The following is a 25822-nucleotide window of genomic DNA, read 5'->3' as shown; positions in this document are numbered from 1 at the left end:
ACGGATTTTTAGGAATGGATTTAAGAAATTAAAGCCGTCCTAGAAGGACGGGGTTTTAAACCCAATTTTCTGATAAACCAAGGCTTCCGGGTAAGGAAGCTGGGGCGGCACAATTCTGATAAAAGGTGCGGGCACTGCAAAGTGCAGCACGCCTACAATACAGATAGCTACTGCGAGAATAACTCGCCAAATTTCTTTTTGACTTTTCATGGGCAATGAGTAATTAATAATTGTTAAATTGCTGCGATAATGTTTGCCAAAATTCGCTATCTGCGCTCTAGATGACCAGAAAACTGACTCCCAAAAATTCCAGCTTTCCGGGTTTGTCTACTCTTGCTGGTGGCTGTAACGATTTTATTTCGTAGAAGAACCAGGTTTCTGGGTAACTCCCAGACAAGTTTCCACAGCCCCAAACGGGAGGAAGCGAGAACTGGAATCGAAGGCCTGGGCGTTGACTGCCAAAAACAGATAGCGCGCATTTTGATAACAAGATTTTAATGTCTAGTTCCCTGCTGCTGTCTCTATCTTCGGGTAGTAAAACATAATTTTTGTTCCGCCTCTAACTTCGTCAGCAGCCAAACCAGCGGGGGATTTTCTCGATCGACAAATGCACCATCGCTTAACATTAAATCAATCATCGCCGCCATTGATGAGTGCGATTGCTGCTAAATTTGACCGAAAGCATCCAGGATACCCGCCACGTGATGAATCCGTCCAGAAATAAAAAACCTGTATCCGATAAAGGATCCCCCGAATTTATCTCGCGCAAGTCAATGCTTCAATTCTAAAATCTAAAATCTAAAATCTAAAATCTAAAATCGATTGACCTAGCCTTCCAGGCGCTTCCCTACCCTACCCTACGGGAACCCCTACGGGGAACGGGAACCCTTGCGGGAAGATAGCTTTGCTAGCCCGTACCTTGATTAGACTAATTAAGGCGAGTAATTTGTCAAGAAGTTTTAGAATTATTTAATATTTGCGCTTTGAGAATTATTGGGAGAGGCAATGCGAGAACACTCTGTAATTAAAATTACCATCTAAAGTTTGAATTTTGTCAACTTCCCACAGATGCTAGAATGAATGAAATTATCGAATTTGCTAAAAAGTCGATCGTCGTAGCCACTCCCAAAGCATCCTGCTGGAATTCAAAATAGTTACCAACGGCAGGAACTTTTTAGCCACCACATTATTCAAAAATATTGAGCCTCCAAGCGCTGTGTCATTTTTATCTACACGCAATCAATCACCGACGACCATGAACACCTCACTAAACACCTCTAAATTTGGCATAAACCGGATGCTGCGACAATCGCTGTTTGCAGGCATCATTTCTGCTGCAGCTTTAGCTAGCGGATGGGCGCCCGGTTTGTATGGACAATCCCCAAATCTCGTTTTCGGAGCAGCAGCCCAAGCTCAAGAGATTAGCAGCGAAGAAATTACTAGCTACGCTCGTGCTGTGTTGGCAATAGAACCCAGACGGGTGGAAGCTTATAACGAAATTAAAGGAATGGCTGGGGGCTCGGTTCCCAGAGTAGTGTGCAACGAAACTAAGGAAATCAATAGGTTGTCTGGAGGTGTTCGCGGCATCGCGGTGAATTACTGCCAACAAGCTAAAAAAGTTATCGAAACCAATGGTTTGACAGTTAGTCGCTTCAACCAGCTTACTTTGCTCCAGCAAGCGAATCCGGCAGTCAAACAGCGAATTCAAGCCGAGCTCCTGCGACTGCAACAAGCGGGCAATCAATAAGCTTGAGGGTTTGAGTCTTTCTTCCTCTCCCGTTCTATTAGACTTCTCCATAAAAGCTTGTTAAGGGCAGGCAGGATGCCTAACCGCTACCTCCCCCCAACAATAATATTGGAGATTTAAATTGTTCGAGTTCCTAGACGGTAGGCAAAATTTTTTGAAAAAAAAGCGATCGTCTGCGATCAAGTGCTTGACAAAATAACATAAATTTGGTAATAAAGCCAGAACGGGAGCGGTCAGAGAGATGAATATTTTTCAACTGGCTGTAAATCGGAATGAGATATAGCGATCGCGAACATGATTAAGACGTTTTTAATTTCTGAAACATGAGCTGAAGATTGGAACTTCAGTCTTTTTTATTCCTTCGGCTATAAAAAAGATATTCCTCAAAAACTCAGTGTCAATTGAATTGCTCTGAGGAATAGAATAGAAAAATGCTAACATTCACAAAACATTTACCTGCAAATCCCGATGCTGTTGTCAGCTTTACTTTACCGATGACAGCGGACGATCGCACTCGCAGCCGCCACCGATTCGAGACAGAAACGGGGGAAAAGCTGCACCTGAGTTTGCCCAGAGGTACAGTATTGCGCGATCGAGATTTATTGCAGTCGGAAGACGGTAGCTGTGTGGTACTGGTAAGTGCAAAACCCGAATCGGTGCTGACAGTGCGGGCATCAAGCCCGCTGCTACTGATGCGGGCGGCTTATCATTTAGGAAACCGCCACGTAGCTTTAGAAATTGCCGATAATTATTTAAGGCTTTCTCCCGACTCTGTGTTGCAGGGAATGCTGGAAAAAATGGGTTTGGAAGTAACAGAGGAAATTGTGCCATTTCAGCCGGAAATGGGCGCTTACGGGCACAGCCATTAGATTTTAGATTTTAGATTTTAGATTTTAGATTTTAGATTTACTCTCACCGATGAATGCGAGGGCTTGTGACTAAATTGCTTTCGGCCATTCAAGAAGCAATAAGTCAACAGTCAACAGTCAACAGTCAACAGTCAACAGTCAACAGTGAACAATCAACTTTTATGTTTGTTACAGCTAGCTTTTGCACCTGTGGGAGCTTATAGTTATTCTGAGGGAATCGAAAGTCTGGTAGAAACCGGTGCGATCAACACCGAGATTACTTTGAGGAATTGGTTAGAAAATTCGCTGCAATTCGGGGCTGTTCGAGTAGAAGCCGCTGTAGTGGTAAGGGCTTTGAGGGCGGCACAGATGGGGGATTTGACGGCTTTGAATTACTGGAATGCTTGGGCGACTGCTGCTAAGGAAACAGAAGAGTTGCGCTTGCAAAGTTGGCAAATGGGGCGGACTTTGGTCAGGTTGCTGCTGGATTTGCGTGAAGCGAAGCTATCCCGCAGGGAATCGCCCGTTGCTTCTGGGTTAACAACAAGTGTAAAAGATTTGGTGGAATTTGGCGGCAATCAGTGCAATTTTGCGATCGGCTTTGGCATTGCCGCCGCCAACTGGCAGATTGAAGAAGAAGCGGCCGTGTTAGGATATTTGTACAGTTGGGCTGCCAATTTGGCGAGTGCGGGCGTGAAACTGATTCCCCTCGGTCAAACAGCCGGTCAACAGTTACTGTTAGATTTGCAGTTTCAAATTAGCTGTACGGCGCAAGAAGTTTTAAAATTAGAAGATGATGACCTTGGGAGTTGTAGTTGGGGATTGGGACTGGCTAGCATGGCGCATGAAACTCAGTACACTCGGTTGTTTCGGAGTTGAAAATCAGACAATCCAAAATCTAATTAGTAAGGTGCGTCAGAACCCCAAAGCCTCGATAATCGTTCCATAACTCCGTCTGACGCACCCTACAACTACAACTCGGTTATTTCGCAGTTGAAAATCAGAAAATCTAAAATCTAAAATCTAAAATCTAAAATCGCTATGAGTGCTTTTCGTGTAGGAATTGCGGGCCCGGTTGGTTCGGGGAAAACTGCTTTACTTGATGCTTTGTGCAAGGCGCTGCGGCAGCAATACCAGATTGCTGTAGTTACTAATGATATCTATACTCAGGAAGATGCCCAGTTTTTGGTTCGGAGTCAAGCTTTAGAGAGCGATCGAATTTTGGGCGTAGAAACAGGAGGCTGTCCCCACACAGCCATCCGCGAAGATGCTTCTATTAACTTAGTAGCTATAGAAGAGTTAGAACAAAAATTCATAGATTTAGATTTAGTGTTTGTCGAAAGCGGCGGCGATAACTTGGCTGCAACGTTTAGCCCGGAGTTAGTAGATTTAACAATTTACGTAATCGATGTCGCAGCCGGCGATAAAATTCCGCGCAAAGGCGGCCCAGGAATTACTAAATCTGATATGTTGGTAATTAATAAAACAGACCTCGCACCTTATGTAGGAGCAGATTTAGGCGTGATGGAACGGGACGCGAAAAAAATGCGCGGCGACAAACCTTTTGTTTTTACTAACCTGAAGACCCAAGAAGGATTAGAATCGGTAGTTAACTTTGTTAAATTGAATATGGCATAGATTGAGAAAATATAGTATAATGTAAATAAAGTGACACGGCTCGCAATTCCCCGTGAAAAAGTCTCCAGACAAATATAGTCTGCTTGAGTCGCGGGAGTGTCAAAAAAATCTCGTTCTAGTTTTGCCGTTTAATGACTACCAAGTAAGTTATGCTGAGTTGTTATGATGCAGCCGAATACTTTTTGGCTCAGGCAAGTGAAGATGCTGGCGATCTGATATCTAATCTCAAGCTTCAGAAATTGGTTTACTATGCTCAAGGCTTTCATTTAGCTTTGTACGATGAACCGCTATTTCCTGAAGCCATAGAAGCATGGACTCACGGGCCCGTTGTTCCTGATTTGTACCGTCACTATAAAAAGTATGGTACTGGTGCAATTCCATGTCCAGAATATATAAACTTTTCGATTTACGACGAAAAAACTAAGAGCCTGCTTGATGAAGTTTACTCTGTGTTTGGGCAGTTTGCTGCATGGAAGTTAAGCAACATGACACACGAAGAATATCCCTGGAAACTTGCTGCTCAAAATAGCGGAGAAATTACTCATCAATCCCTGAAAAAATACTTCAAGACTCAACTCAATTGTGAAGAAGCATCTTAAGGCAAATCAACGCCAAGAAAAAGGGAAAAGGATTTCACCTAGAGAAATTGTTGATTTACCGCCAGAGCAGGAGTCACCTCTATTTTCTTTGCGATACATGAATAAAGATTACTCTCTTTCTCAATGCACAAAAGATGAAAAGGCTGCTTTTGCAGATACGCTCTACAAATTAAATCAGCTTACCTGGAGTGAGATTAATGCTTGTCCCCGTCACGGATTGGGCTACGAGAAGATAGCCCGAAGTTCCATTAGAGCACCTATTCCCAGCCATCTTAAGGATGATGTAAATTTTATTGCTTTTCGGTTTTGCGGGAAGGCTCCGATGGTTGGTTATCGGGATGGGGCTGTGTTTTATGTTATTTGGTTGGACAGGGGTTTTACGCTTTACCCTCATTAAAAAGAACTCGTTAAATTAGTGGCGGTGTCCAATTTTCGCTACCTCACCACCAATTCCCTGACCAAATTTGCCAAACGTTCTGTACTGTCTCTCACTGCTAATTCAGAAGCTGCTTGAGACATTTTTTCCAAGTATTCGGAATCTCTTAACAAATACAACACTTTGCTTTGCAACACATCTGCTGTCAGTTCGCTTTGACGGAATACCACAGCGGCGCCGACTTTAGCAAATACTTCCGCATTAAATCTTTGGTGATCGTCAGCGGCGTGAGGAAAAGGAATTAAAATAGAAGGTACTCCCGTCACTGCTAATTCTGTCAGAGCACTCGCGCCCGATCGACTAATTGCTAAATTTGCTCGCTGCAACAAACTCGCCACATTGTCGTAAAATGGCATTGACAAATATTGCTCGTGTTTCAAACTCTCAGCATCCGGGTCATTATTTCCGGTGAGGTGAACCACCCAAGCACCGGTATCAAACCAAGCCGGAGCACACTCGCGCACTAACTTATTGACGGCGACAGCACCTTGAGAGCCGCCCATGACTAAAATTACAGGTACACTGTCAGGAATTGGCAAATTTAGAGGTTGGCGAGTCAGGAATTGCGATCGCACCGGCGTACCAGCAACCACCGTTTTCGCGCGGGGTAAATGCTGGGCTGCTGCTTCAAATCCGATCGCCACAGCAGTGCACAAAGGACTAAACCAGCGTGTCACCTTTCCGGGAATGGCATTAGATTCATGGAGAATCACCGGCAAACCCAAAGAACGGGCCGCTAGAATTGCAGGTGCTGCGATGTAACCGCCGGTAGTAAAGACTCCCTGAAAATTTCCCGCTTTGAGCAACTTCCGCACCTGAAGGATCGAGCCGGCGAGTCCGCCCAAAATTCGCAATGTACCTAGTCCAAATCGCTGCTGAAAGCCTTCAACCGCGATCGTGTGGAGGGGGTAAAGGGATGAAACTAACTCGGTTTCCATGCGGTCTGGGACTCCCAGCCATTCGATCTGACAGTCGTTCAACTGACTAGCGGTGGCGATCGCAGGAAATAAATGTCCACCAGTGCCGCTAGCTGCAACCAACAACCGGAGGGGGGCTTTTGTCAAGGTATTTGTTTCTTTTACAAGTACAAGTTCCACAGGTCGATCAATTTTATATTGGAGGTTTTAGATTATTATGCTTATTATTCCGGCAGTTTCAGCCAATTTTCAATCAGCAATCTAAAATTAGATTGTGCCGTGTCCGTCCTTCCGTTGTCAGTTTTCGTTGCAGGCGAACAGTTGCCCGCGCCACGACTCCTGACAAATAACCAAATTATCATCTAATGCGTAATTTTTTGAATTTAATGCCAAGTGCATCTCAGTATTTTTGCAGCCGTCGGGACGAAAAAGCCGATCCTCTTCGAGGGCTGCGCCAACGGGCGATCGTTTTTGGCTTGAACTGCGGGCAGTCGATCGCTCAAATGTTGTTATGTTTAACAGTGGTAAGTGCTGGCGTGCTGCATCAAGGTGCCGCAAGAGCGATCGGTGCGATCGGGGCGACTCCCCAAACGATCGCCCAAACAGGAGCAAATGCGCCAGCCCCACTCACAAAGGTGCTAACAGAAATTGACGCCGCCGCCAACCGACGCGATGTCAAAGCAGTGATGGCATTTTACAGCCAGAATTTCACTCATTCTGACGGCTTAAACAGTCGCAGCATGGAAAAAGCCCTCACCCAACTCTGGGATCGATATCCGAGTTTAAATTATCGCACCGAGATCAAATCTTGGAAAACCGAAGGTAGCGCGATTCTCGCAGAAACCATAACTACAATTGCCGGCACTCAAAAAAAGGATGGCAGAGAATTAAGTCTCAAAGCTACCATCCGTTCCCAGCAGCGCTTTGAAGGCGAAAAAATAGTTAGTCAAGAGATTTTAGCCGAACAAACTCAGCTTACTTCTGGCCAAAATCCTCCCACAATTCAAGTGAATTTGCCGGAGCAAGTTAAGGTGGGCGAAGAGTACCATTTTGATGCCATTGTTCGAGAGCCGATCGGCGATGATATTTTAATAGGGACTGTTTTGGAGGAACCCATTACCGGAAAAACCTTTTTTAATCCCTCAGAAGTCGAGCTAGAGTTGCTAAATGCCGGGGGAATTTTTAAAGTAGGTAAAGCTCCGGCTACGCCAGAAAATCGGTGGGTTTCAGCAGTTTTGATGCGACAAGGTGGAATTGCAACGGTTAGTGTGCGATTGCGGGTTGTCAAGTAATAAAATAGGTGTTATGGGTTATACCATTTTAGATTTTAGATTTTAGATTTTAGATTTTAGATTTAGATGGGGAATAACTTATGAATTAAATGTTTGGAGCGCTGGTCTACAGTTGCATTTTTATGGGATGGTATTATTTGGGTAATTTTAGTAGTGGCGGGTTCAAGAAAATCTTGAAGAGAAATGACTGAAGTCCCTAAACTCGTCACTACAAGAATTATGTTGAATTGACAGTATGAAATATCCAAAGCCTTATCTCATTAGTCATTCCCAATTCCCAAATCTAAAATCTAAAATCTAAAATCTAAAATCGTATGATTTCTATCCAAAACCAAATTGTTTTCATTACAGGTGCGAGTAGCGGTATTGGAGCAGCCTGTGCCAAGATATTCGCCAAAGGTGGAGCCAAACTAATTTTAGCAGCCCGCCGTCTTGAAAAGCTCGATCGACTGGCAAACGAACTTGTAGAAACAAAATCCATCGCGTCGGTGAACGAGATTTATTTATTAGAATTGGACGTGCGCGATCGCCCGCAAGTTGAATCGGCGATAACTGCGCTTCCCGATGCCTGGAAAAGCATCGATATTCTGATTAACAATGCGGGATTGAGCCGTGGTTTAGACAAACTGCACGAAGGCAACTTCCAAGATTGGGAAGAAATGATTGATACCAATGTTAAAGGCTTGCTTTACATGACTCGCGCGATCGTGCCGGGAATGGTAAGCCGAAACCGCGGCCACGTAGTGAATATCGGCTCAATAGCAGGCCGCCAAGCTTATCCGAAAGGTAATGTTTATTGCGCTTCCAAAGCAGCAGTGAGAGCGATTTCCGAAGGCTTAAAACAAGACCTTTTAGGAACACCCGTGCGAGTGACGGAAATAGAGCCAGGTTTGGTGGAAACAGAATTTAGCAATGTCCGGTTTCACGGCGATTCAGAAAAAGCAAAAAATGTCTATCAAGGATTGACACCGCTGACTGCGGACGATGTGGCTGATGTCGTGTATTTTTGCGCGACGCGATCGCCTCATGTCAATATTAGTGAAGTCTTGCTAGTTCCGACAGACCAAGCTAGTGCAACTCTGGTTCACCGAAAAGAGTTGTGAGTTTTTAGTGGGAAGTGTCCGGATTGCGCTGGAATTCTCAGGAAGCTTAATTGGTAGATGCACCCTGATTAATTAACTCCCGACCAATTTTGGCCGGGTTTTTTTTGGCGATCGCACCCTTAGCCACACCTTCTCCAAAATTGCCAAACTGTCCTGAAAGAGGTGCTGTGAGGCCGGAGACTAAATTAGTAGATGCACCCTGATTAATTAACTCCCGACCAATTTTGGCCGGGTTTTTTTTGGCGATCGCCCCCCTCGCCACAAATTCTCCAAAATTCTGCCAAAGTGTCCTGAAAAGGTGCACATCGGGCGGGAGATTAAATTAGTAGATGCACCCTGATTAAATAACTCCCGACCAATTTTGGTTTGGGGTTTTTTTTTGCGGTATCGAGGGTGATGCTGAATAAAGTTTGAGGTTGTCCGGATTGCGCTGGAATTCTCAGGAAGCTTAATTGGTAGATGCACCCTGATTAATTAACTCCCCGCCAATTTTGGTTTGGGGTTTTTTTTTGCGGTATCGACGGTGATGCTGAAAAAGTTTGAGGTTATCCGGATTGCGCTGGAATTCTCAGGAAGCTTAATTGGTAGATGCACCCTGATTAATTAACTCCCGACCAATTTTGGTTTGGGGTTTTTTTTTGCGATCGCACCCCAAACCACGAATTTTCCCAAATTTTCCTAAACTGTCCCGAACAGGTGCACGTCGAACCGGAGACTAAATTAGTAGATGCACCCTGATTAATTAACTCCCGACCAATTTTGGCCGGGTTTTTTTTTGGCGATCGCACCCCAAACCACGAATTTCCCCAAATTTTCCCAAACTGTCCCGAACAGGTGCACGTCGAACCGGAGACTAAATTAGTAGATGCACCCTGATTAATTAACTCCCGACCAATTTTGGCCGGGTTTTTTTTGGCGATCGTACCCCAAACCACGAATTTTCCGAAATTTTCCCAAAATGTCCAGAACAGGTGCACCTCGAACCGGAGACTAAATTAGTAGATGCACCCTGATTAATTAACTCCCGACCAATTTTGGCCGGGTTTTTTTTTGGCGATCGCACGCCCTCATCACAAATTTTCGCAAATTCTGCCAAAGTGTCCTGAAATAGGTGATCTGAGGCCGGACATTAAATTAGTAGATGCACCCTGATTAATAAACCCCAGCCAATTTTGGCCGGGGTTTTTTTTAGCTCAAAAGCTGCATTAACCAATTAGGCTAAATCGCCTCAAAAGACTGCACCTCAAGAACCGGGCCGATCATAGCAAAAGTCATCACATCCTTGCGGACTTCACCTTTGACACTGACTTTCAAATCAGCTTTTTTCAACTCAGAAGGAGCATTCTTAAGTTCGTAAGTTTCCCCATCTTCGCCAACCAAAGCCCAAGTGCCCGGGCCTAATCCTTTGCGTTCAATTTTGCCTTTGACAGTAATACTCATGCCGATCGCACCTCTGTTTTAATTGCTAAACGCGCCAGTCCGAAACACAGAAAAGCATTGACAATCAAGAATGTTTGTGCTACCAAACCAGTTCCCAATCCCCAGACTGCGGGAGACACAAAAGCATTCACCGCTAAACTGCTGGCAAAACCGATCGAAATTGCGATCGCGATCCACTTCCACTGTTGATGTCCCAACAGCACAGCAATCAAAATCCCAGGAATCAAAACACTAGCAAAAAAGGGATTCAGCATACTGCTGCCATTAATTGCACCGCCGAGTTCGGGAATAGAACTGCCCATCACCCGCAGCGGCCACTGCGGCAAGTCAAATACAAACAAGTTTCGCAGGAAAAAGAACCCAGAACTACCAGCCATCAAGCCGCCGGAAAAGCCCCAAGTCCACTGGAACGGAAAATAATTCCGCAAAAAGAAAGCCAGCAGGTAAGAACCGAGCACCATTGCAATTTTAGGCAACAGGGCGACTGCACCGCCGTCAATCCAAAAGCGGGGGTTGAGATACCCGTTATCGCGCAGCCAGCGGAAGAAATCGCGGAAGTTGATTTGTCCGCGCTGGGCTAGCTGAACTGCTGCGGCTGCGTCTAGGTGTCCTGAACCAAAATGGTTTAACGGATCTTCAGTGACAGTTCGCGAGGACTGCAAGAGTACACTGCGAATTTCGTCTGGTTCTGTGATACCGGAGGCCTTGACAAGGGCTGCAACGGCTGCAACGTGAGGAGAAGCCATGCTAGTGCCTTGGTAGCCTTCAAATACTTCGGCGCCGGTTTCCGGGTCGATCGTACTTTGCAGGATTTTGCCCATTTCAGAACCGCCGGGGGCTGCAATGTCAACCCCTGCGCCGAAATTGGAGTAAGAGGCTTTTTCGTCGTCGGGGCCGAGGGCGGAAACGCCGATGACGTGGGGATAGCGGGCGGGATAGGAAGCGGAACTGTCGCCGGAGTTGCCGGCTGCTGCGATGATGACAACGCCTTTAGAGTGGGCGTAGTTGATCGCCTCTTCCATTAACTGACTTTCACCGCCGCCGCCGAGACTCATGTTGATGACATCGGCGCCGTTGTCAGCAGCAAATTTAATTGCTTCGGCGATGTCGGAAACCGTACCACCGCCGCTGCCGCTTAAGACTTTCAGCGGCATTAAAGCTGCTTCGTAGGCGATGCCCGCAACGCCATAATTGTTGTTAGTTGATTGGGCGACAGTACCTGCGACGTGAGTACCGTGGCCGTTGTCGTCGTAGGCCTCGGCGCGATCGTTTACAAAGTCGTAGCCCGGTACAAATTTGGTTTCTTTTAAGTCAGCGACTGGAGTAATACCCGTGTCAATTATCGCTACTGTTGTGCCGCTGCCTTTGGTTTCGTTCCAGGCAGATTCTACGTTGATACTGCGGAGATTCCACTGCTTGGTATACATGGGGTCGTTGGGAATCTCGAAAGCGCTATAGACGTAGTTCGGTTCAATGTATTCGGTATCTTTAGCCAAATTTGATTTTCTCAGGGCGTTTAGCAAAGTGCGATCGCCCTTAACTACATATACATTGTCGGCCGCTGAGAATTCGCTGTTGAGTTGCGGTGCGACTTGGTACTGTTGGGCGATCGCATTTACTTCTTTCGCAATCTCAGCAGCACCCAAATCTTCGCGGAAATCCAGCACAATCGAGTCGTAAGTGCCTTGAGTAGCAAGTCCTGGGAAATTAGAAATCGCCCAGCCGAGCCCGATTAAAAATAAGCACAGAAGGAAAAACTTTTTCATTGCCGATCGTCCGTTTAGGGAAGGCGTGTTCACCACAATAACCCAATTTTCACCGCCAGCGCCAGTTTTCCTTGCTGCGACTTGTGGGGAACTCGCACGCGGGCGTTTAGTAGTTTTCGGCTGTGGCTGTTGCTCGATCCAAAATTGCTCTAATTTCTAGTTGAAATTGCCGAGCAAGTTTTAGGAGTTCAATTAATTGTATCATTAGAGAAGATGAGAAACAGAACAAGCGACTATTTTCAACAAGGGTATTGCATGGAAAGAGGTTTAATGTGGCTGCCGCTGCTGGCAATTTTTATTGGGCTGGCTTGGGCTGGATGGAACGAGTATCAAAAGCTGGAAGCGTATCGCGTCTGGGCAGAACAATTCGCTAAAGCCAAGTACGATATTTATGCTGTACTTGGTCAGCAAGAAGACAGTTTAACTTGGGGAAAACCTACTCGCAGCGGGCCTGTGAATTTGCAAACTTTTTCTTTAAAAGACGTGCAGTCGCTGCGGTTGTTAGTCAACTCTCAGGCAGTTGATTTAGAGTTGCCGCCGAGTTCTGGGAGTCCAATCGCCCTCGAATTTTTGTTGAAAGATGGTGCTGCGGTGCAGGTTCCTTTTACAGAAATTCCTCTAGCGACTAAATGGGGAAAATACTTGCAGCAAGAATTGCAGCGCTTTAAGTAAAAACACTCTCCGGCGGGGCCGCGTATCAGATATGAACTCGGCTACTTTAAGTTACAAAAGTCTGTAAAGCTGGTAGTAAAAATAGAACTTACGCCACAAATCCTTTGAACCGCCATCTATAGGGGTAAAGTGTGTACGGATCACCCGGAGAATGTGAGTTCTTGTAGTAAGTAGTAGAAGTAGTGTCCCCGTGCCTAGCCCGGTAGTCATCCGTGCCCACCTTAGAGTTAAAGTTCTTTGCCAGCGCGTCCTAAAACAGCTAAATTGCCAGCCCCCCAATCTGCGGAATGCAAACACAAGAATTTTTACAGCGCTATCAACAGGGAGAGCGCAACTTTGGTCACATTGACCTCAGCGGCGCTAGTTTAAGCGGTGTTAACCTGCGAGAAATAGACCTCACTGGTGCTAACTTGACCGGTGCTAATTTGAGCTGGTCTTTTTTGAGCAATGCCAAGTTAACTGGCGCTTGTTTGCGGCGCGCGGATCTCCGCAGTGCGAATTTGAGCGGGGCGAATTTGAGCGGGGCAAATTTGAGCGGGGCAAATCTTGCTAAAGCAGATTTGCGCCTTGCTTGTTTGAAAGCAGCAGAACTCAATTGGGCAGCGCTGCCTGAAGCGGATTTGGGTGGTGCTAATCTTCAAGGAGTTAAATCTGACCAAATTAATTTTGCGGGGGCTAAACTCGACGGCGCGAAGTTGATGGAGGCGGAATTGATGGAGGCGAATCTCAACCACGCCAGTCTTGTTGGTGCTAATTTAACGGGTGCTAATTTGCGGGAAGCGCATTTGGTGGAAGCGAATTTGCGATCGGCAATTTTAATCGGTGTAAATTTGATTGAAGCTGACTTGAATGGCGCTCAAATGCGATCGGCAAATCTGACGGGCGCTGACTTGCACCGAGCTGTGCTGGCGGGGGCGGATTTGACTGAGGCGGTGCTGGATAATGCTGATTTGAGTCGAGCGAATCTGGCGGGTTCTTATTTATTGAAAGCGAGTTTTAAGAAGGCGCTTTTGCTGCGAGCTAACCTGCAAGGAGTGTATTTGCTGCGAGCAGATTTGAGCGAAGCTAATTTGCGAAGTGCTGATTTGCGGAAAGCTGATTTGAGTGGCGCTTATTTGATGGATGCGATGTTGGGTGAGGCGGATTTAAGAGAAGCTTGTTTGATTGAGTGCCGTTTGATTCGGACGAATTTGGAGGGAACCCAGCTTACGGGTTGCTGCATTCAAAATTGGCAAGTTCAAGATGTCGATCTGTCGAGAGTTGACTGCAGCTATGTTTTTACTGAGTTTGATTATACTGCGAAAGTTGCGGCAAATCGCTTGCCGATCGATCGCGATTTTGAGTCGGGGGAATTGGGGCGGCAGCATCAAGAGGACAGTTCTATTGTCAAGGTGTGTTTTGAGGAATCTCCTAATTGGGAAGCTTTGGTTTTTACGCTGCGTCGGGTGGAGTTGGAAAGCCACGAACTCAAATTCAACGTTCAATTTTTTGAGTCGGCGGGAGAACAAAGTTTATTGCGGCTGAGTGCGAACCGTTTGGTGAACGGCAAGATTTTGGGCGATCGCATTTTGGAGATTTATCCAGATATGTTGGAAAAGGTTTTAGCCAAGGGCGCTGAAATTTTGAGTTTGCTCGACTTGGCTGTTCCTAGTAACAATGCGGAGCCGAGCCAAAAGGAAGTATTGCTCAGAAGACAGGAAATCTACCAGCGAATGGTGCGCCAAATTTCGTTTATTTTGATCTCTCAGACGCCGGATAAATTCTCTGAAAGCGTGCAGCGGCTGTTGGATTATTTGAAGCAGCAAGGTATCCCGACAGAGCAGATTCAAAAGAAAGTTATCAGTCAGGCGATCGTGCAGCGGGCGAAGCAAGACCAGGCTTTTCGGGAACAGTTGCTCGCGTGGGAGAAAACGGCGTCCGATCGCGTTCGCGGTTCGATGATGGGGGAAGCGGTGCGGTATGCGATCGCCCTTTTATCGGAATAAATCGATATGTGCGATCGCTACTGGGAGATGTTGGCACGGTTTCTGGGAGTTGCTGATTTACGGTATGAAAGGCTAAATAGGCAACTCATATAAACCATTCCACACAAAGCTTACGATCGCGAATTAAATAACTTACAATTTTAATTGTTATTGTGGGATGGGCGTCCCGCCCGTCTTTTTTGGACGGGCGGGACGCCCATCCTACTTTCAAGAGTGGAAGTTATTTAATTCTCATTCCATAGGGATTTTTCATTTATTTTTTTCATACCTTGATTAAGCAGCGCGTTTGTGTTAGCTCCTATACATTTTGTTGGATTGACAACATATTCCCTAGTTCAGAAATCACCAGGCTGGCGATCGCAAGCTCGATCGAGCCAGGAAGAGGAACATAATCTTCTTTGACTATTGCAGGACTGAGGCGATTATCATAATTAGTAAGATGCCTCAGATATCGCAACCCTCAATAACCCTTCCAGCAATTCCTCTGACCAACTCTAAAATTTGATTTTAGTGTGCCAGTTGCGTAAGTTCTGTATTGTTAAAAAAAGTTGCAATTTCATGAGGGATTTTTTTTGATTATTAAAATATATTTGTTGATCTGACCAGGAGCATCTTGTTATGAATAGTTCCAGCAGTGACGGTAACTTTTTCGATCTAAGTCCCAATTCTGATAACTTCAGGCTAACCCCAGGACTTTTAAATCCCTTCACCAGAGGACTGCGGGCTTTAGAAGGTAATGATATTGTGATTGGTTCGGTCTCTCCAGAATTGATCGATGGCGGTGGCGGTGAGGATTTGCTCTTCGGGGATGTCGGTAACGATGCCCTCATCGGAGGTCAAGGAAATGACTTGTTGCGCGGCGGTCAAGGCAGCGACCTACTTAGAGGTGATGAGGGCGATGACATTTTGGCTGGCGACTTGGATGGAGACACGCTAGTTGGTGGTAGTGGCAATGATGGGTTTGTACTCCGAACCGAGCTAAATACAGCAGCAGTAGATTGGATCGCTGACTTCGACCCTAGATTTGACGGCATTGGATTAACTGACAATCTCAGCGAAGCTGACCTAAATCTAGAACCCTCGGCAGGGGGAACTTTAATTAGGATTCAAGCTAATAACAGGATCTTGGGACAAGTGGCGGACGTTTCGCCAGAGCAACTCCAGAATCGTTTTTTCCCTGCCGATTTCGTATTAGATGACAACCTTAACAGACCAATAAATCTCGATGTCCTGAACAATCCAATTCAGTCGCTCAAGGGCTTCGTAGGTGAAGACGACATCCGAGATATTTACACTTTCACCACTACTAACACACCGAGCAGTATTCAATTGCAACTCAGCGGTTTGACTGGGGACGCTAATTTATTCTTGGTGAGGGATGCTAATCTCGATGGTCAACTGAGTCCAGACGAAATCGTCTCTGTCTCAGCCTCCCGCAATCCTGGAACTCGGTCAGAAGTCATTGAAAGTCGCTTTTCTGTACCCAGCAGATACTTTGTCTTTGTTCAACAAGCTGTTCGGGGAGCTAACACCGACTACAACCTGGATATCAATGTCCAGCCAATTCAGTTCGGGCTGAACCAAGCTATTCCTATTGGCACATTCAGCAGCAGCATCCAGGGTTCGTTGGACGACTTTGTTGAGGAAAAACAACCTGCGAAACTCTACAAATTTGATCTCCCACAGCCCAGCAACCTTCAAGTCAACTTGCGGGGAATATATCCAGGTACAGATGCAGATTTAGTGCTGCTTCAGGATGTTAACAACAACAATAAGGTTGATTTTGGTGAAATTCTTGGCGTTCCTCAACAGCAAGGCAACAATCCCGAGGAAATTTTCTTTAGAGGTTTGTCAGCAGGTAGTTATTTCCTCGGAGTCAATTCTTTTGCAGGCAACACGCGCTACAACATCAGCATCTTAGCTGCGCCGACAACAGATAATTTCAACAATTTGTTCGGCTACGGGCTGGTGGATGCAGCAGCGGCCGTTGCGGCTGCCACTGATAAACAGCAGTTGGATGCTGCTGACCCGCTCACCAGTGCAGCTAAGTTTAATAATATAGGGGACTTAAACCTGCTAAACGTTGCCCCAGCCTGGAAAGCAGGATACACGGGTAAAGGTGTTGTGGTTGCGGTACTCGATAGCGGGGTTGACTTGAGTCATCCCGATTTAAAGAGCAATATCTGGCGGAATCCTAATGAAATTCCGGGGAATGGTATTGATGACGATCTCAATGGAGTTAGTGATGATGTAAATGGGTGGGATTTTGTGGATGGCGATGCCAATCCCTCCCCAGATTCAAATGATCAGCGTGGGTTTCACGGAACTCATGTAGCAGGAATCATAGGGGCCCAAAGAAATGGAATTGAGATCACTTCTCTCAATAACACGCTGGAAATGAATGGGGTGGCTTATGAGGCTCAGATTATGCCGATTAGGGTCGGAAGTTTTGGGGATGTATCTGTTTCAAATCTCATTGACGGCATCCGCTATGCGGTAAACAATGGCGCAGATGTGATTAACATGAGTTTGGGCGGACTAGAGTTCCTCAATAACGAAGTACGGAAAGCCCTAGAAGATGCCAAGGGAGCCGGGGTTTTTGTGATAATGTCAGCGGGAAATGACAGGGATAAACTCAACCCAAGCGAACCAACTTTTCCAGCATTTTATGCTTTCGACAATTTGGGAGTAGCTGTCGGAGCAGTAACAACTCCAGGTAAACAGGTAACAATTTTTTCCAATCCTGCTGGTTCGATAACAACAAATTTTGTGGTTGCTCCGGGCTATGAAGTCTTATCTACAGTTCCGATTACGCCGGGAAACGTAGAGGGTTATGGCATATTGAACGGAACGTCTATGGCTGCTCCCTATGTTGCAGGTGTAGTTGCTCTAATGCTTCAGGCTAATCCAAACTTAAGTCCTGACCAAAGTTTGGAACTTCTGACGGCAACAGCAAAACCTGAAGGAATTACCTCGGAAGTTCGTGAGACATAATTAAGAACTGTTGGGAAATTTCTTGAACCCCGGTTTCTGGGACAATCCTGGAGGCAACATCACCACAGACGGGGCAACCACGGGGGATTGTCGCTACCTTTCATGGGCTTGTGCAGAGGCTTTGCGTCGAGGACTGTTGGAGAAACTGGGGTATGGTTTTTGTTTACCAATCTTGGCTGTGCAGCCTGCAGCCCGCTAAGGCCCGGACTTGCTCTTCTGCGTCGGAAATTGCAAGCGTCGTGCAGCGGGCCAAGCAATACCAAGCTTTTCGGGAAGAGTTGCTCACGTGGGAGAAAACAGCTTCGGAGTGCGATCGATGTTCGATGATGGGGGAAGCGGTGCGGTTTGGGATGCCCTTTTTTGGGAATGAATACACACAAAGTCTTACCCCCATTAAAAATCTTCCAACCGTATATCGATTTAACGGTGCGGTTAATTAGAATATAGCTCAGTCTCCTCCTTCAAAAGATTACACAACTCATTCAAATCTTTCTTACTGTTTTGAATCAGTTTTTCAGCTCGCTCCTCAAGGTGATCAATATTACTGGGACTTGCATTATCCATTTGATCGTGGCCATTATCGCTACTTAATTGAAGTTGAAAACGATAGTAGTTTCTGTTATTTTCTTTGTCTGCTTTAGTCACCATTAGCTGCTGAAGCTGATACGCCACAGATTCGCTTTGACCATCTAAAACAACGTTAAGTAAGGGAAGTGCCCATTTAATTTGTCCCCAGTTTTTGGCATCTCTATACTTATACCTCCTGGTTACTGAGCCAGTACCCAAAGAAACAACAAGGGTATCCTTACGGTGTAGTTCTTCATCAGTCTTTTTCTTGTAAGAAATCATCGCCTCCATCATTGCAAGTGAGGAAGGATTATTTGCAAAAACTCCACCGTCTACCAAAGCGTAATGTCCCTCATCGGTAGTATGTGCCGTTTCGAGTTCGTAGGGTGGAAAGAATGTCGGTGCAGCAGAAGTTGCCATTGCTGCCTCCCACATTTTGAACCCGCTACATACTTTGCGGCTATTAATACTGTTGGGTTCCTCTGCGTCCGGATTGCTTGTAAAAAAAACTGGTGCTCTCAGTTCAATATCATAGCTCGGGATGAAAATTTCTCGTAATGCGTCTTCAACCTTAGCTTCACCTAGAAGATCCTTTAAAACTTCTTGCTTACCTTTTGGGTTGTGCTTGGGTTGTAGCAAATCATCAAAGTCCCCTGGAACATACTCATTAAAAATCTTTGGTCCATATTGGCGATAGAAATTTATCAGTTCGGCAGCGGTATACTCTGGCTCATTATTGATGCTAGAGTCTGAGTTCTTTCTAGTTAAACCCAGTGCTAAAATTCCTCCGGTTGAAGTGCCGGCAATAAAATCAAACATTGTTGCTATGCGTTTTCCTGTGCGCTCTTCAATGTAGTTGAGAACGATCGCAGGAATAATACCTCGGATACCGCCACCATCAATTGAGAGAATTCTTCTCTTGAATTTAGTAGCCATCACATTTACTCCTTTAGATATTGCTTAAGTTGTCAAGATAAATGAAACAAACTCATACAGCATCAAAATACCAATAACCAACGTCATCATATGGTTTCCGGTTGCCTCGGAATAAGAAAATCGAGTCAACAGTTAACACTCAAACATTGAGTTTTTGGCTCCAGACTAAACAGTCAACAGTCAACAATCATGAGGAGTGCAACCGGAATTGATATGAATCCAATCAGTTATTAGTGCGGTAACTTGCTGAGGGCGTGCCAAGTTCTATAGCCGACAATTCCATCTTGCGGTAAAGCCTTGCTCAGTTGCAATTGTCGCACGGCTACATCTGTCATCGGCCCGAAGAATCCGTCAATGAATCCGAAATAGTATCCATTGATTTTCAAGACATTCTGAACAATTTTAACAGCATTACCAGAACTGCCCTTCATGACGATCGGCATATTCACAGGTGCACCAGAGAATAGTGCTTCCCAAGTGAGAGGGCCGACAATCCCATCTTCTTTTAAAAAGACGCGGTGTTGATAGCCTTTGACGGCGTTTTGAACTTGGACGCCGAAGATACCGTCAATGGCGCCAAAATAATATGCCCAATGATATAGAAGCTGTTGTAGTTCCTTGACAGCTTGGCCTGTTGAACCCATTTGTAAAGTGGGTTTGTTTACTCCAGTGGTTGCAGCAAATGCAAGAGTTGATTGAGGAGTAGTATCGGCGACGAGAGCCATAGTTTCATTGTTCAAGCTTCTTTCTTCGGTGTACATAATGTGCTTCCTATCAACAGTTAAGTTTTGGTGTTTGATATTTCAGGTATAACTGGTGGAATTTGTGGATGCACAGTCACTTTTTCGAGTGTCACTCATTTGAGTGTCACTCGTTTGAGTTAGTCCCAGTGTTAACTTTTAAGATCTCTTCCGGCTGCGGCGGAATGATATACTGAAACAATGTTAAGAGTGCAACGAAGACAAGTTATGCACTAAACGCCTAAAGTTGGAGCCTCCTCAAACTCCAGAAAGAAGAGCAGGCATGATGAATTTTCCGAGGTGTCTAAAGGATTGTTTCTAATTACCAGTCTTGGCTGCGTAGTCGGCGACTCGCTAAGGCCCGCACTTGCTCTTCTGCGTCGGAAACTGCAAGAGCTCGCAACAACGGCACAACTCCCGGATTTTCGGGATAATGTTCAATAATCGCTTCGAGTGCTGTAAACCTGGGGTTGTAAGGAAAAGAACCGTTTTGATTGTCAACATCGCTCAAAGCTCGATCGCGCAAAAACTCAAACATTCCCGGCTCGTCTTTCCATCCCCGCATTAACTCTACCAGGGCGATCGCCCGCACCTGCGAATCTTCATCTTTTTGAGCTCTACTTTTGAGCCACTCAAAAGTTTGAGACTGATTTGTCCACCCGCGCGCTAACTTTTGCAAAGCGATTTGCCTGACAGCGGGACTCTCATCGCCCTCTGCTTTAGCCTCCAGCAGCATCCAAGTTTCAGGATTGTCTGGCCAGTTGTAAGCGAGTTCAAGCACCGCCGCTTCCCGCACTAGCGCTTCCCCAGAATCGAGCTGAATTTTCAGCCAAGACAAGGTTTCCGGGGCGTCGGGCCACCCCCGCACGATCGATCGCACTAGCACGCTCAGCAGGTGAGAATCATGCTCATACTCGACCCGGCTTTTGAGGAAAGGCAGCGTCTCGCCCCGGTGAGACCAGCGTTTTGCGATCTCTGCCACCGCAGTTTCTCGGACGTTCAGGTGTCTGTCTGACTCGGCGAGATTTTGCAACCAGCCAAAGACTTCGAGACTGCCTGACGCCAGTGTGGCGACAGCCTCCACTACTACTTGCCGCACAGTCCAGTAATCCTCGGAATCAGCTATTTTTTGCAGCAGGGGCAGGGTTTCGGGGTGGTCGGGCCAACCTGCGGCTATCTGTTGTAGGGCTATTTCGCGCAGGTCGGCGTCGCGATCGCTCAATGCTATATTTTTCAAAAAAGTGAGAGTTTCGGGGTTTCCGGGCCAGCCAGAGGCAATTGCTTGCACTGCTGAGCGCCGGACGCTCGAACTCGCGTCGGACTCGGCTTTAGTTTTCAGCAGCGGGTAAATGTCGGGCTCGCCGGCCCAGTGCGAAGCCAATTCTTCTAAGGCTGCTGTCCGCACTTCTTTGCTGCTGTCGGATTCGGCCTTAGTTTTCAGCAGCAGGCAAACGTCGGCTGCAGCAGGCCAGCCCGCTGCCAACTCCCGCACCGCTAAGGTTCGCAGGATAGAACTTCCTGTCTGGGCAAGATTTTTGAGCAGGGAAACCGTGCCTAAAAGGCTGTGCCAACCTCTGGCTATTGCTTGCCACGCACAGACTCGCACTCCCAAATTTTCGTCGGATTCGGCGGCGGTTCTCAGCAGCAGCAAGGTATCTGTGCGACCGGGCCAATTAGAGGCCAATTGTTCGAGTGCTGCGGTGCGGACTGCGGGACTTTGATCTGACAGAGCCAGGGCACTCAGCAGCGGCAAGGTATCGCTCGTGTCGGGCCAACCACAAGCCATTTCTCGCACACAGGTCGATCGCACTGCCCAGCTTGGATCTGATTTGGCGAGGTTTTTGAGCATCAGGTAAATTTCTGGCTGGTCTGGCCAACCACGGGCTATTGCTTCGACTGCTGTGGCTCGGACTTCGCCACAGTCGGTGGAGTGAGCGAGTATTTTCAGCCAGGGCAGGGTTTGCGGGTCGTTTTTCCAAGTTTGGGCGATCGCCACGATCGATCGATTGCGAATTTGATAAGTTTCCTGCAATTCTTGAGCGCTTTGATAAAGAATCAGGAAACCCGTACCGTATTGCGATAACTTTTTTAAAGCGTTTAACAGTTTTTTTTCGGTTTTTTTATTAACATCATTTTTAACTTTTAACAAGCATTGCGCTGCTAAAAACAAATTAATAAATTTTTCTTGTTGACCGTTCTGATCTGTGAGATATTCTATAATTTGGCTCGCTGTTTCTTTGTCGAGCTTAGCTGCAATTTCTCTGAGGACTTCGTGCAAAGATTCGTCCCGCCAGTGCTGGCCGAAAACTTGTATGTTGAGTTCGCCCCAAGTCAGTTGACCGATTTTGAGTTGGGCATGGATTAACTCTGCTACAGTCTGGGGATTATTTTCGGAAACAAGTTTTTTTAACAACATACCGATACCCTGCCGCCTGAAGTTTGTTTGCATTGACAATCCTCGCATCAGCTCCCATATTAGTTGAGCTTTTTTTGAGCGAGCCTGAAGTATGGAACCAATCGACTCTATTTTATACGAAAAATACTGAGTCGGGAGGGCCCGAATGCAAAATCCGCCAGCACCCACAGGAATGTTAGGTGGTGGCGGATGGCGATCGAACAATTAAGCCGCTGAATCTAACTAACAGCTACTTGGACGCGATCGGCTACAACCCGCACCGCAAAAGTAGGAATCTTTACCGTTTCATCATCCAGACATTGCCCGGTAGTGAGACTAAAGTTTTGCTTGTAAATGGGAGAAGCAACTTTGAGAGTACCGTTGCGATCGCCCACAATTCCCCGCGACAACACAAAAGCTTTGCTAAACGGGTCATAATTGCTAAGCGCATAAACTTCATCCCCGTTTCCCACTCGGAAAATCGCCACCTGTTCGCCTTTAACTAAAGCGCAAACTCCAGTATAAGGGGCGATCGCATCCAGAGAACACACATCTACCCAAGTAGTCACAGTATCCGAAACTTGTAATGATTGAACCATCTTCTTTTCCTGTTATTTTACTTCAATCTCGTTCCCAGTCTCCGGCTGGGAACGTAGGTTTCGAGGCTCTGCCTCGCCTCGCGGAAGGAGGCATAGCCTCCCGGAATTCATTTCCAGGCTCTGCCTGGGAACGAGATTAATACTCTTGTCCCCCCCTTATTAAGGGGGGCTAGGGGGGATCGATTATTCCGAAACTCCAGCCAGAGCCTTTTCATGTTCGTTAGCCGGCCGCGTTTGTCCCCGTTCCGCAACACGAACAATACTCGGATCAGGCAAATCGGAATTCACAAAATGCTGGAACCGCTGCACCTTTTGTGGGTCTTCAATCGTCGTTTTCCACTCACATTGATAAGTATTCACTAAATGTTCCATTTGCGCTTCTAATTCAGCACAAATGCCCAGAGAATCCTCAATTATTACCTGTTTCAAGTATTCAATACCGCCCTCAAGTTTGTTCAACCAAGTAGCAGTGCGTTCCAATCTGTCGGCAGTGCGGATGTAGAAAACCAAGAATCGATCGATATACTTAATCAAAGTTTCCTTATCGATATCCGTCGCCAGCAAAACGGCGTGCTGTGGCTTAATACCGCCATTGCCACACACGTACAAATTCCAACCATTCTCCGTCGCAATTATCCCAAAATCCTTGCTTTGAGCTTCCGCGCATTCGCGAGTGCAACCAGAGACAGCAGATTTGAGCTTGTGGGGCGATCGCAAACCGCGATACCGCAATTCAACTTCGATCGCCAAACTCGTTGAATCCTGCACCCCAAAGCGGCACCAAGTGCTACCCACACAAGATTTTACAGTACGTAGAGCCTTACCGTAAGCGTGTCCCGACTCAAATCCCGCATCAATCAACCGGCGCCAAATATGCGGCAATTGATCCACACGAGCTCCAAACAAATCAATCCGTTGCCCGCCAGTAATCTTAGTATAAAGCCCAAAATCCCTGGCAACTTCACCCAAAACAATCAACTTATCCGGCGTAATTTCTCCCCCCGGTATTCGTGGCACCACCGAATAAGTACCGTCGCGCTGAATGTTTGCCAAAAAGTAATCGTTCGTATCTTGCAAACCGACGTGAGACTTCTCTAAAATATGGTCATTCCAAGTAGAAGCCAGCATCGAAGAAACAGCAGGCTTGCAAATTTCGCAACCCTTACCTTTCCCGTGTCTTTCAATCAACTCTTCAAAAGTTTTAATCTCTTGAGAACGCACTAAATGGTACAATTCTTGACGAGAATATTCAAAGTGTTCGCAAAGATTATTTTTGACGGCAAACCCAGCTTTCTTCATCTCCGACTTGAAGATATCCGTCACTAAAGGCACGCAGCCGCCGCAGCCAGTACCAGCTTGAGTGCATTTTTTGACGCTGGCAACATCGGTTAAATTATGCTCGCGAATCGCTGCACAAATCTGCCCTTTGGTAACATTATTGCAAGAACAAATTTGAGCAGAATCCGGCAAACTGTCTACTCCAAAACCCGCCGGTGCTCCCCCTTCTCGCGGTGGCATCAACAAATCTTCGGGATGCGGTGGCAGAGCAATTTCATTTTGCATGAATTGCAGCAAAGTGCCGTAAGCCGAAGCATCTCCTACGAGAATTCCGCCTAAAATTCGGCTGCCGTCTTGATTTAAAACTAATTTTTTGTAAATGCCTTGGAAGGTGTCAGCGACAACAATTTCTTTAGCATCGCCCGACTTGGGAAAAGGATTTCCAAAACTAGCGACATCCACCCCCAATAATTTGAGTTTAGTGGACATATCCGCACCTGTAAAAGTGCTTGTGGGACGGGCATCTTGCCCGTCATCCGCTGCACGGCTCAAAATATCTGCAGCTACGCTTGCCATTGTATACCCAGGCGCAACTAAGCCGTAGATGCGATTTTGATACAGGGCGCATTCTCCGATCGCATAAATGTCAGGATCGGAGGTTTGGCAGCTATCATTAATCAAAATGCCACCGCGTTCTCCTACTTCTATACCGCAACTTCTAGCAATTTCGTCGCGGGGGCGAATGCCAGCAGAAAAGACAATCATATCTGTTGCCAGTTCCGAACCGTCAGCAAATAGCATTTTAGTAACTTTGCCATCTTCGCTAACAATTTCTGTGGTAGATTTGCTGGTGTGAACCGAAACCCCCAACTCTTCTATTTTGCTGCGGAGAATTGCCCCGCCAATCTCGTCAACTTGCACGGGCATCAGTCGCGATGCAAACTCAACAACGTGAGTTTTTAGACCCATATTTTGCAGAGCATTAGCACACTCTAGCCCTAACAAGCCGCCGCCAATTACTACGCCTATTTTGCAATTTTTAGCGTAATCGGACATCGCTTCCAGGTCGTCAATTGTCCGGTAAACAAAAGTTCCTGTAGCGTCTTTGCCTTGAATTGATGGCACAAATGGATAGGAACCGGTGGCCAGAACAATTTTGTCGTAGGGAACTTCTAAACCGTTGGCTGAAGAGACTGTTTTTTGTTCGCGATTGATGGCTATTGCTTTGTCGCCGATGTGAAGCTTTATGTCATTTGTGTGATAAAATCCAGGGGGAACTAAAGATAAATCTCCCGCTGTTTTGCCAGAGAAAAATCCACTGAGGTTTACGCGATCGTAAGCAACGCGCGGTTCTTCACAAAAAGTAATTAAATTCCAGTGTTGGGCAGCATCCGAGCTGACCATTAACTCTAGGAACTTGTGACCTACCATGCCATTGCCGATTACAATGAGGTTTTTTTTGGCTGTCATTAGAATCTCTTTTATCCCGTTTATCAGTCGTTGGGTTAATTAATATAAGACTTTTTTGTAAATTTTTGTACTTATATATACAAAAAATGGATGTTTATGCAATTGTCGAATACTCCTGATTGCATTTTTGCATGATAGACTTGTTGCATAAATCTTTGATTGATAGCTCGACCGCAGATGCAAGGCAGATCAACACCGATAAACGCAGATAATTTCAAGAATTGAGTGTGAGTGAATGCAGTTCAAGTCTGATATGTGCGATCGAGTTACGTAGCGTGCGGAGGGTGGATTTTAGATTTTAGATTTTAAATTTACTGCACAGTTAAGGAATGAGAATTAAATAACTTCCACTCTTGAAAGTGGGATGGGCGTCCCGCCCGTCCAAAAAGGACGGGCGGGA

General features: G+C 46.2%; 23 protein-coding genes. 12 read left to right on the top strand and 11 right to left on the bottom strand.

What is annotated here, in order from left to right; all coding sequences use genetic code 11:
• Window positions 1–39 precede the first annotated feature (39 nt).
• Window positions 40–210, bottom strand: a complete 171-nt coding sequence (locus tag QUB10_RS29185) for a hypothetical protein (protein WP_333206700.1) — start codon at window positions 208–210, stop codon at window positions 40–42.
• A 1045-nt stretch (window positions 211–1255) separates the two neighbouring features.
• Between QUB10_RS29185 and QUB10_RS29180 the strand changes: the two genes are divergently transcribed.
• The 6 genes from QUB10_RS29180 to QUB10_RS29155 all read left to right on the top strand — a co-directional run bounded on the left by QUB10_RS29180 (window position 1256) and on the right by QUB10_RS29155 (window position 5229).
• Window positions 1256–1747 carry a DUF4168 domain-containing protein gene (locus QUB10_RS29180; protein ID WP_333206699.1) on the top strand — a complete coding sequence of 164 codons (492 nt, stop codon included), beginning with the start codon at window positions 1256–1258 and terminating at the stop codon, window positions 1745–1747.
• A gap of 431 nt (window positions 1748–2178) precedes the next feature.
• Window positions 2179–2616, top strand: a complete 438-nt coding sequence (gene ureE / locus QUB10_RS29175; RefSeq protein ID WP_333206698.1) for an urease accessory protein UreE — start codon at window positions 2179–2181, stop codon at window positions 2614–2616.
• A 144-nt stretch (window positions 2617–2760) separates the two neighbouring features.
• Complete coding sequence (locus QUB10_RS29170; protein ID WP_333206697.1) at window positions 2761–3474, top strand: urease accessory protein UreF; 714 nt, start codon at window positions 2761–2763, stop codon at window positions 3472–3474.
• Window positions 3475–3636: 162 nt separating this feature from the next.
• Entirely contained in the window at window positions 3637–4233 is a 597-nt protein-coding gene (ureG, locus tag QUB10_RS29165) for an urease accessory protein UreG (RefSeq protein ID WP_333206696.1), read from the top strand.
• 149 nt (window positions 4234–4382) lie between these two features.
• The gene (locus QUB10_RS29160; RefSeq protein ID WP_333206695.1) at window positions 4383–4832 is read left to right on the top strand and encodes a type II toxin-antitoxin system antitoxin SocA domain-containing protein; all 450 of its coding nucleotides are present in this window, start codon (window positions 4383–4385) and stop codon (window positions 4830–4832) included.
• A complete protein-coding gene (locus QUB10_RS29155; protein WP_333057436.1) occupies window positions 4816–5229 on the top strand; it encodes a hypothetical protein in 414 nt (137 codons plus the stop codon). The genes QUB10_RS29160 and QUB10_RS29155 overlap by 17 nt, the downstream gene beginning before the upstream one ends.
• 38 nt (window positions 5230–5267) lie before the next feature.
• Here the strand turns inward: QUB10_RS29155 and murG are convergent, their stop codons facing one another.
• Window positions 5268–6365, bottom strand: coding sequence for an undecaprenyldiphospho-muramoylpentapeptide beta-N-acetylglucosaminyltransferase (gene murG, locus QUB10_RS29150; RefSeq protein ID WP_445300835.1), 1098 nt, complete (start codon window positions 6363–6365; stop codon window positions 5268–5270).
• A gap of 185 nt (window positions 6366–6550) precedes the next feature.
• Here murG and QUB10_RS29145 point away from each other — a divergent pair, with 185 nt between their 5' ends.
• Both QUB10_RS29145 and QUB10_RS29140 read left to right on the top strand, forming a co-directional pair.
• On the top strand, window positions 6551–7477 hold the full coding sequence (locus tag QUB10_RS29145; RefSeq protein ID WP_333206694.1) for a nuclear transport factor 2 family protein: 927 nt from the start codon (window positions 6551–6553) through the stop codon (window positions 7475–7477).
• A 314-nt stretch (window positions 7478–7791) separates the two neighbouring features.
• Entirely contained in the window at window positions 7792–8580 is a 789-nt protein-coding gene (locus tag QUB10_RS29140; RefSeq protein ID WP_333206693.1) for an SDR family oxidoreductase, read from the top strand.
• 46 nt (window positions 8581–8626) lie between these two features.
• Here the strand turns inward: QUB10_RS29140 and QUB10_RS29135 are convergent, their stop codons facing one another.
• The 4 genes from QUB10_RS29135 to QUB10_RS29120 all read right to left on the bottom strand — a co-directional run bounded on the left by QUB10_RS29135 (window position 8627) and on the right by QUB10_RS29120 (window position 11786).
• Window positions 8627–8884 carry a hypothetical protein gene (locus QUB10_RS29135; protein ID WP_333206692.1) on the bottom strand — a complete coding sequence of 86 codons (258 nt, stop codon included), beginning with the start codon at window positions 8882–8884 and terminating at the stop codon, window positions 8627–8629.
• A gap of 295 nt (window positions 8885–9179) precedes the next feature.
• Window positions 9180–9515 (bottom strand): hypothetical protein, encoded by a 336-nt coding sequence (locus tag QUB10_RS29130; RefSeq protein WP_333206691.1) that lies wholly within the window; start codon window positions 9513–9515, stop codon window positions 9180–9182.
• 283 nt (window positions 9516–9798) lie between these two features.
• Entirely contained in the window at window positions 9799–10020 is a 222-nt protein-coding gene (locus QUB10_RS29125) for a hypothetical protein (RefSeq protein ID WP_333206690.1), read from the bottom strand.
• Window positions 10017–11786: a S8 family peptidase gene (locus tag QUB10_RS29120; RefSeq protein ID WP_333206689.1), complete on the bottom strand. Its 1770-nt coding sequence runs from the start codon at window positions 11784–11786 to the stop codon at window positions 10017–10019. Before QUB10_RS29120 ends, QUB10_RS29125 begins: the two co-directional genes overlap by 4 nt.
• A gap of 255 nt (window positions 11787–12041) precedes the next feature.
• Here QUB10_RS29120 and QUB10_RS29115 point away from each other — a divergent pair, with 255 nt between their 5' ends.
• From QUB10_RS29115 to QUB10_RS29100, 4 genes are all read left to right on the top strand, one after another.
• Window positions 12042–12458: a hypothetical protein gene (locus QUB10_RS29115; RefSeq protein WP_333206701.1), complete on the top strand. Its 417-nt coding sequence runs from the start codon at window positions 12042–12044 to the stop codon at window positions 12456–12458.
• 287 nt (window positions 12459–12745) lie between these two features.
• Window positions 12746–14443 (top strand): pentapeptide repeat-containing protein, encoded by a 1698-nt coding sequence (locus tag QUB10_RS29110; protein WP_333206688.1) that lies wholly within the window; start codon window positions 12746–12748, stop codon window positions 14441–14443.
• A gap of 618 nt (window positions 14444–15061) precedes the next feature.
• On the top strand, window positions 15062–17437 hold the full coding sequence (locus tag QUB10_RS29105) for a S8 family serine peptidase (protein WP_333206687.1): 2376 nt from the start codon (window positions 15062–15064) through the stop codon (window positions 17435–17437).
• Window positions 17438–17589: 152 nt separating this feature from the next.
• Window positions 17590–17877: a hypothetical protein gene (locus tag QUB10_RS29100; RefSeq protein ID WP_333206686.1), complete on the top strand. Its 288-nt coding sequence runs from the start codon at window positions 17590–17592 to the stop codon at window positions 17875–17877.
• On the opposite strand, the gene QUB10_RS29095 is transcribed toward QUB10_RS29100, so the two are convergent.
• From QUB10_RS29095 to nirB, 5 genes are all read right to left on the bottom strand, one after another.
• Window positions 17870–18940: a patatin-like phospholipase family protein gene (locus QUB10_RS29095; protein ID WP_333206685.1), complete on the bottom strand. Its 1071-nt coding sequence runs from the start codon at window positions 18938–18940 to the stop codon at window positions 17870–17872. The genes QUB10_RS29100 and QUB10_RS29095 overlap by 8 nt on opposite strands.
• Window positions 18941–19170: 230 nt before the next feature.
• On the bottom strand, window positions 19171–19701 hold the full coding sequence (locus QUB10_RS29090; RefSeq protein WP_333206684.1) for a peptidoglycan-binding protein: 531 nt from the start codon (window positions 19699–19701) through the stop codon (window positions 19171–19173).
• Window positions 19702–20002: 301 nt separating this feature from the next.
• Window positions 20003–22129, bottom strand: a complete 2127-nt coding sequence (locus QUB10_RS29085; protein ID WP_333206683.1) for a HEAT repeat domain-containing protein — start codon at window positions 22127–22129, stop codon at window positions 20003–20005.
• A gap of 185 nt (window positions 22130–22314) precedes the next feature.
• The gene (gene nirD / locus QUB10_RS29080) at window positions 22315–22674 is read right to left on the bottom strand and encodes a nitrite reductase small subunit NirD (protein ID WP_333057424.1); all 360 of its coding nucleotides are present in this window, start codon (window positions 22672–22674) and stop codon (window positions 22315–22317) included.
• 183 nt (window positions 22675–22857) lie between these two features.
• Window positions 22858–25422 carry a nitrite reductase large subunit NirB gene (nirB, locus tag QUB10_RS29075; RefSeq protein ID WP_333206682.1) on the bottom strand — a complete coding sequence of 855 codons (2565 nt, stop codon included), beginning with the start codon at window positions 25420–25422 and terminating at the stop codon, window positions 22858–22860.
• Window positions 25423–25822 lie beyond the last annotated feature (400 nt).

Source organism: Microcoleus sp. B5-D4 (assembly GCF_036705145.1).
Taxonomy (GTDB): Bacteria; Cyanobacteriota; Cyanobacteriia; order Cyanobacteriales; family Microcoleaceae; genus Microcoleus.
The sequence above is the reverse complement of the archived record's forward strand: the minus strand, read 5'-3'. Positions and strand labels throughout refer to the sequence as shown.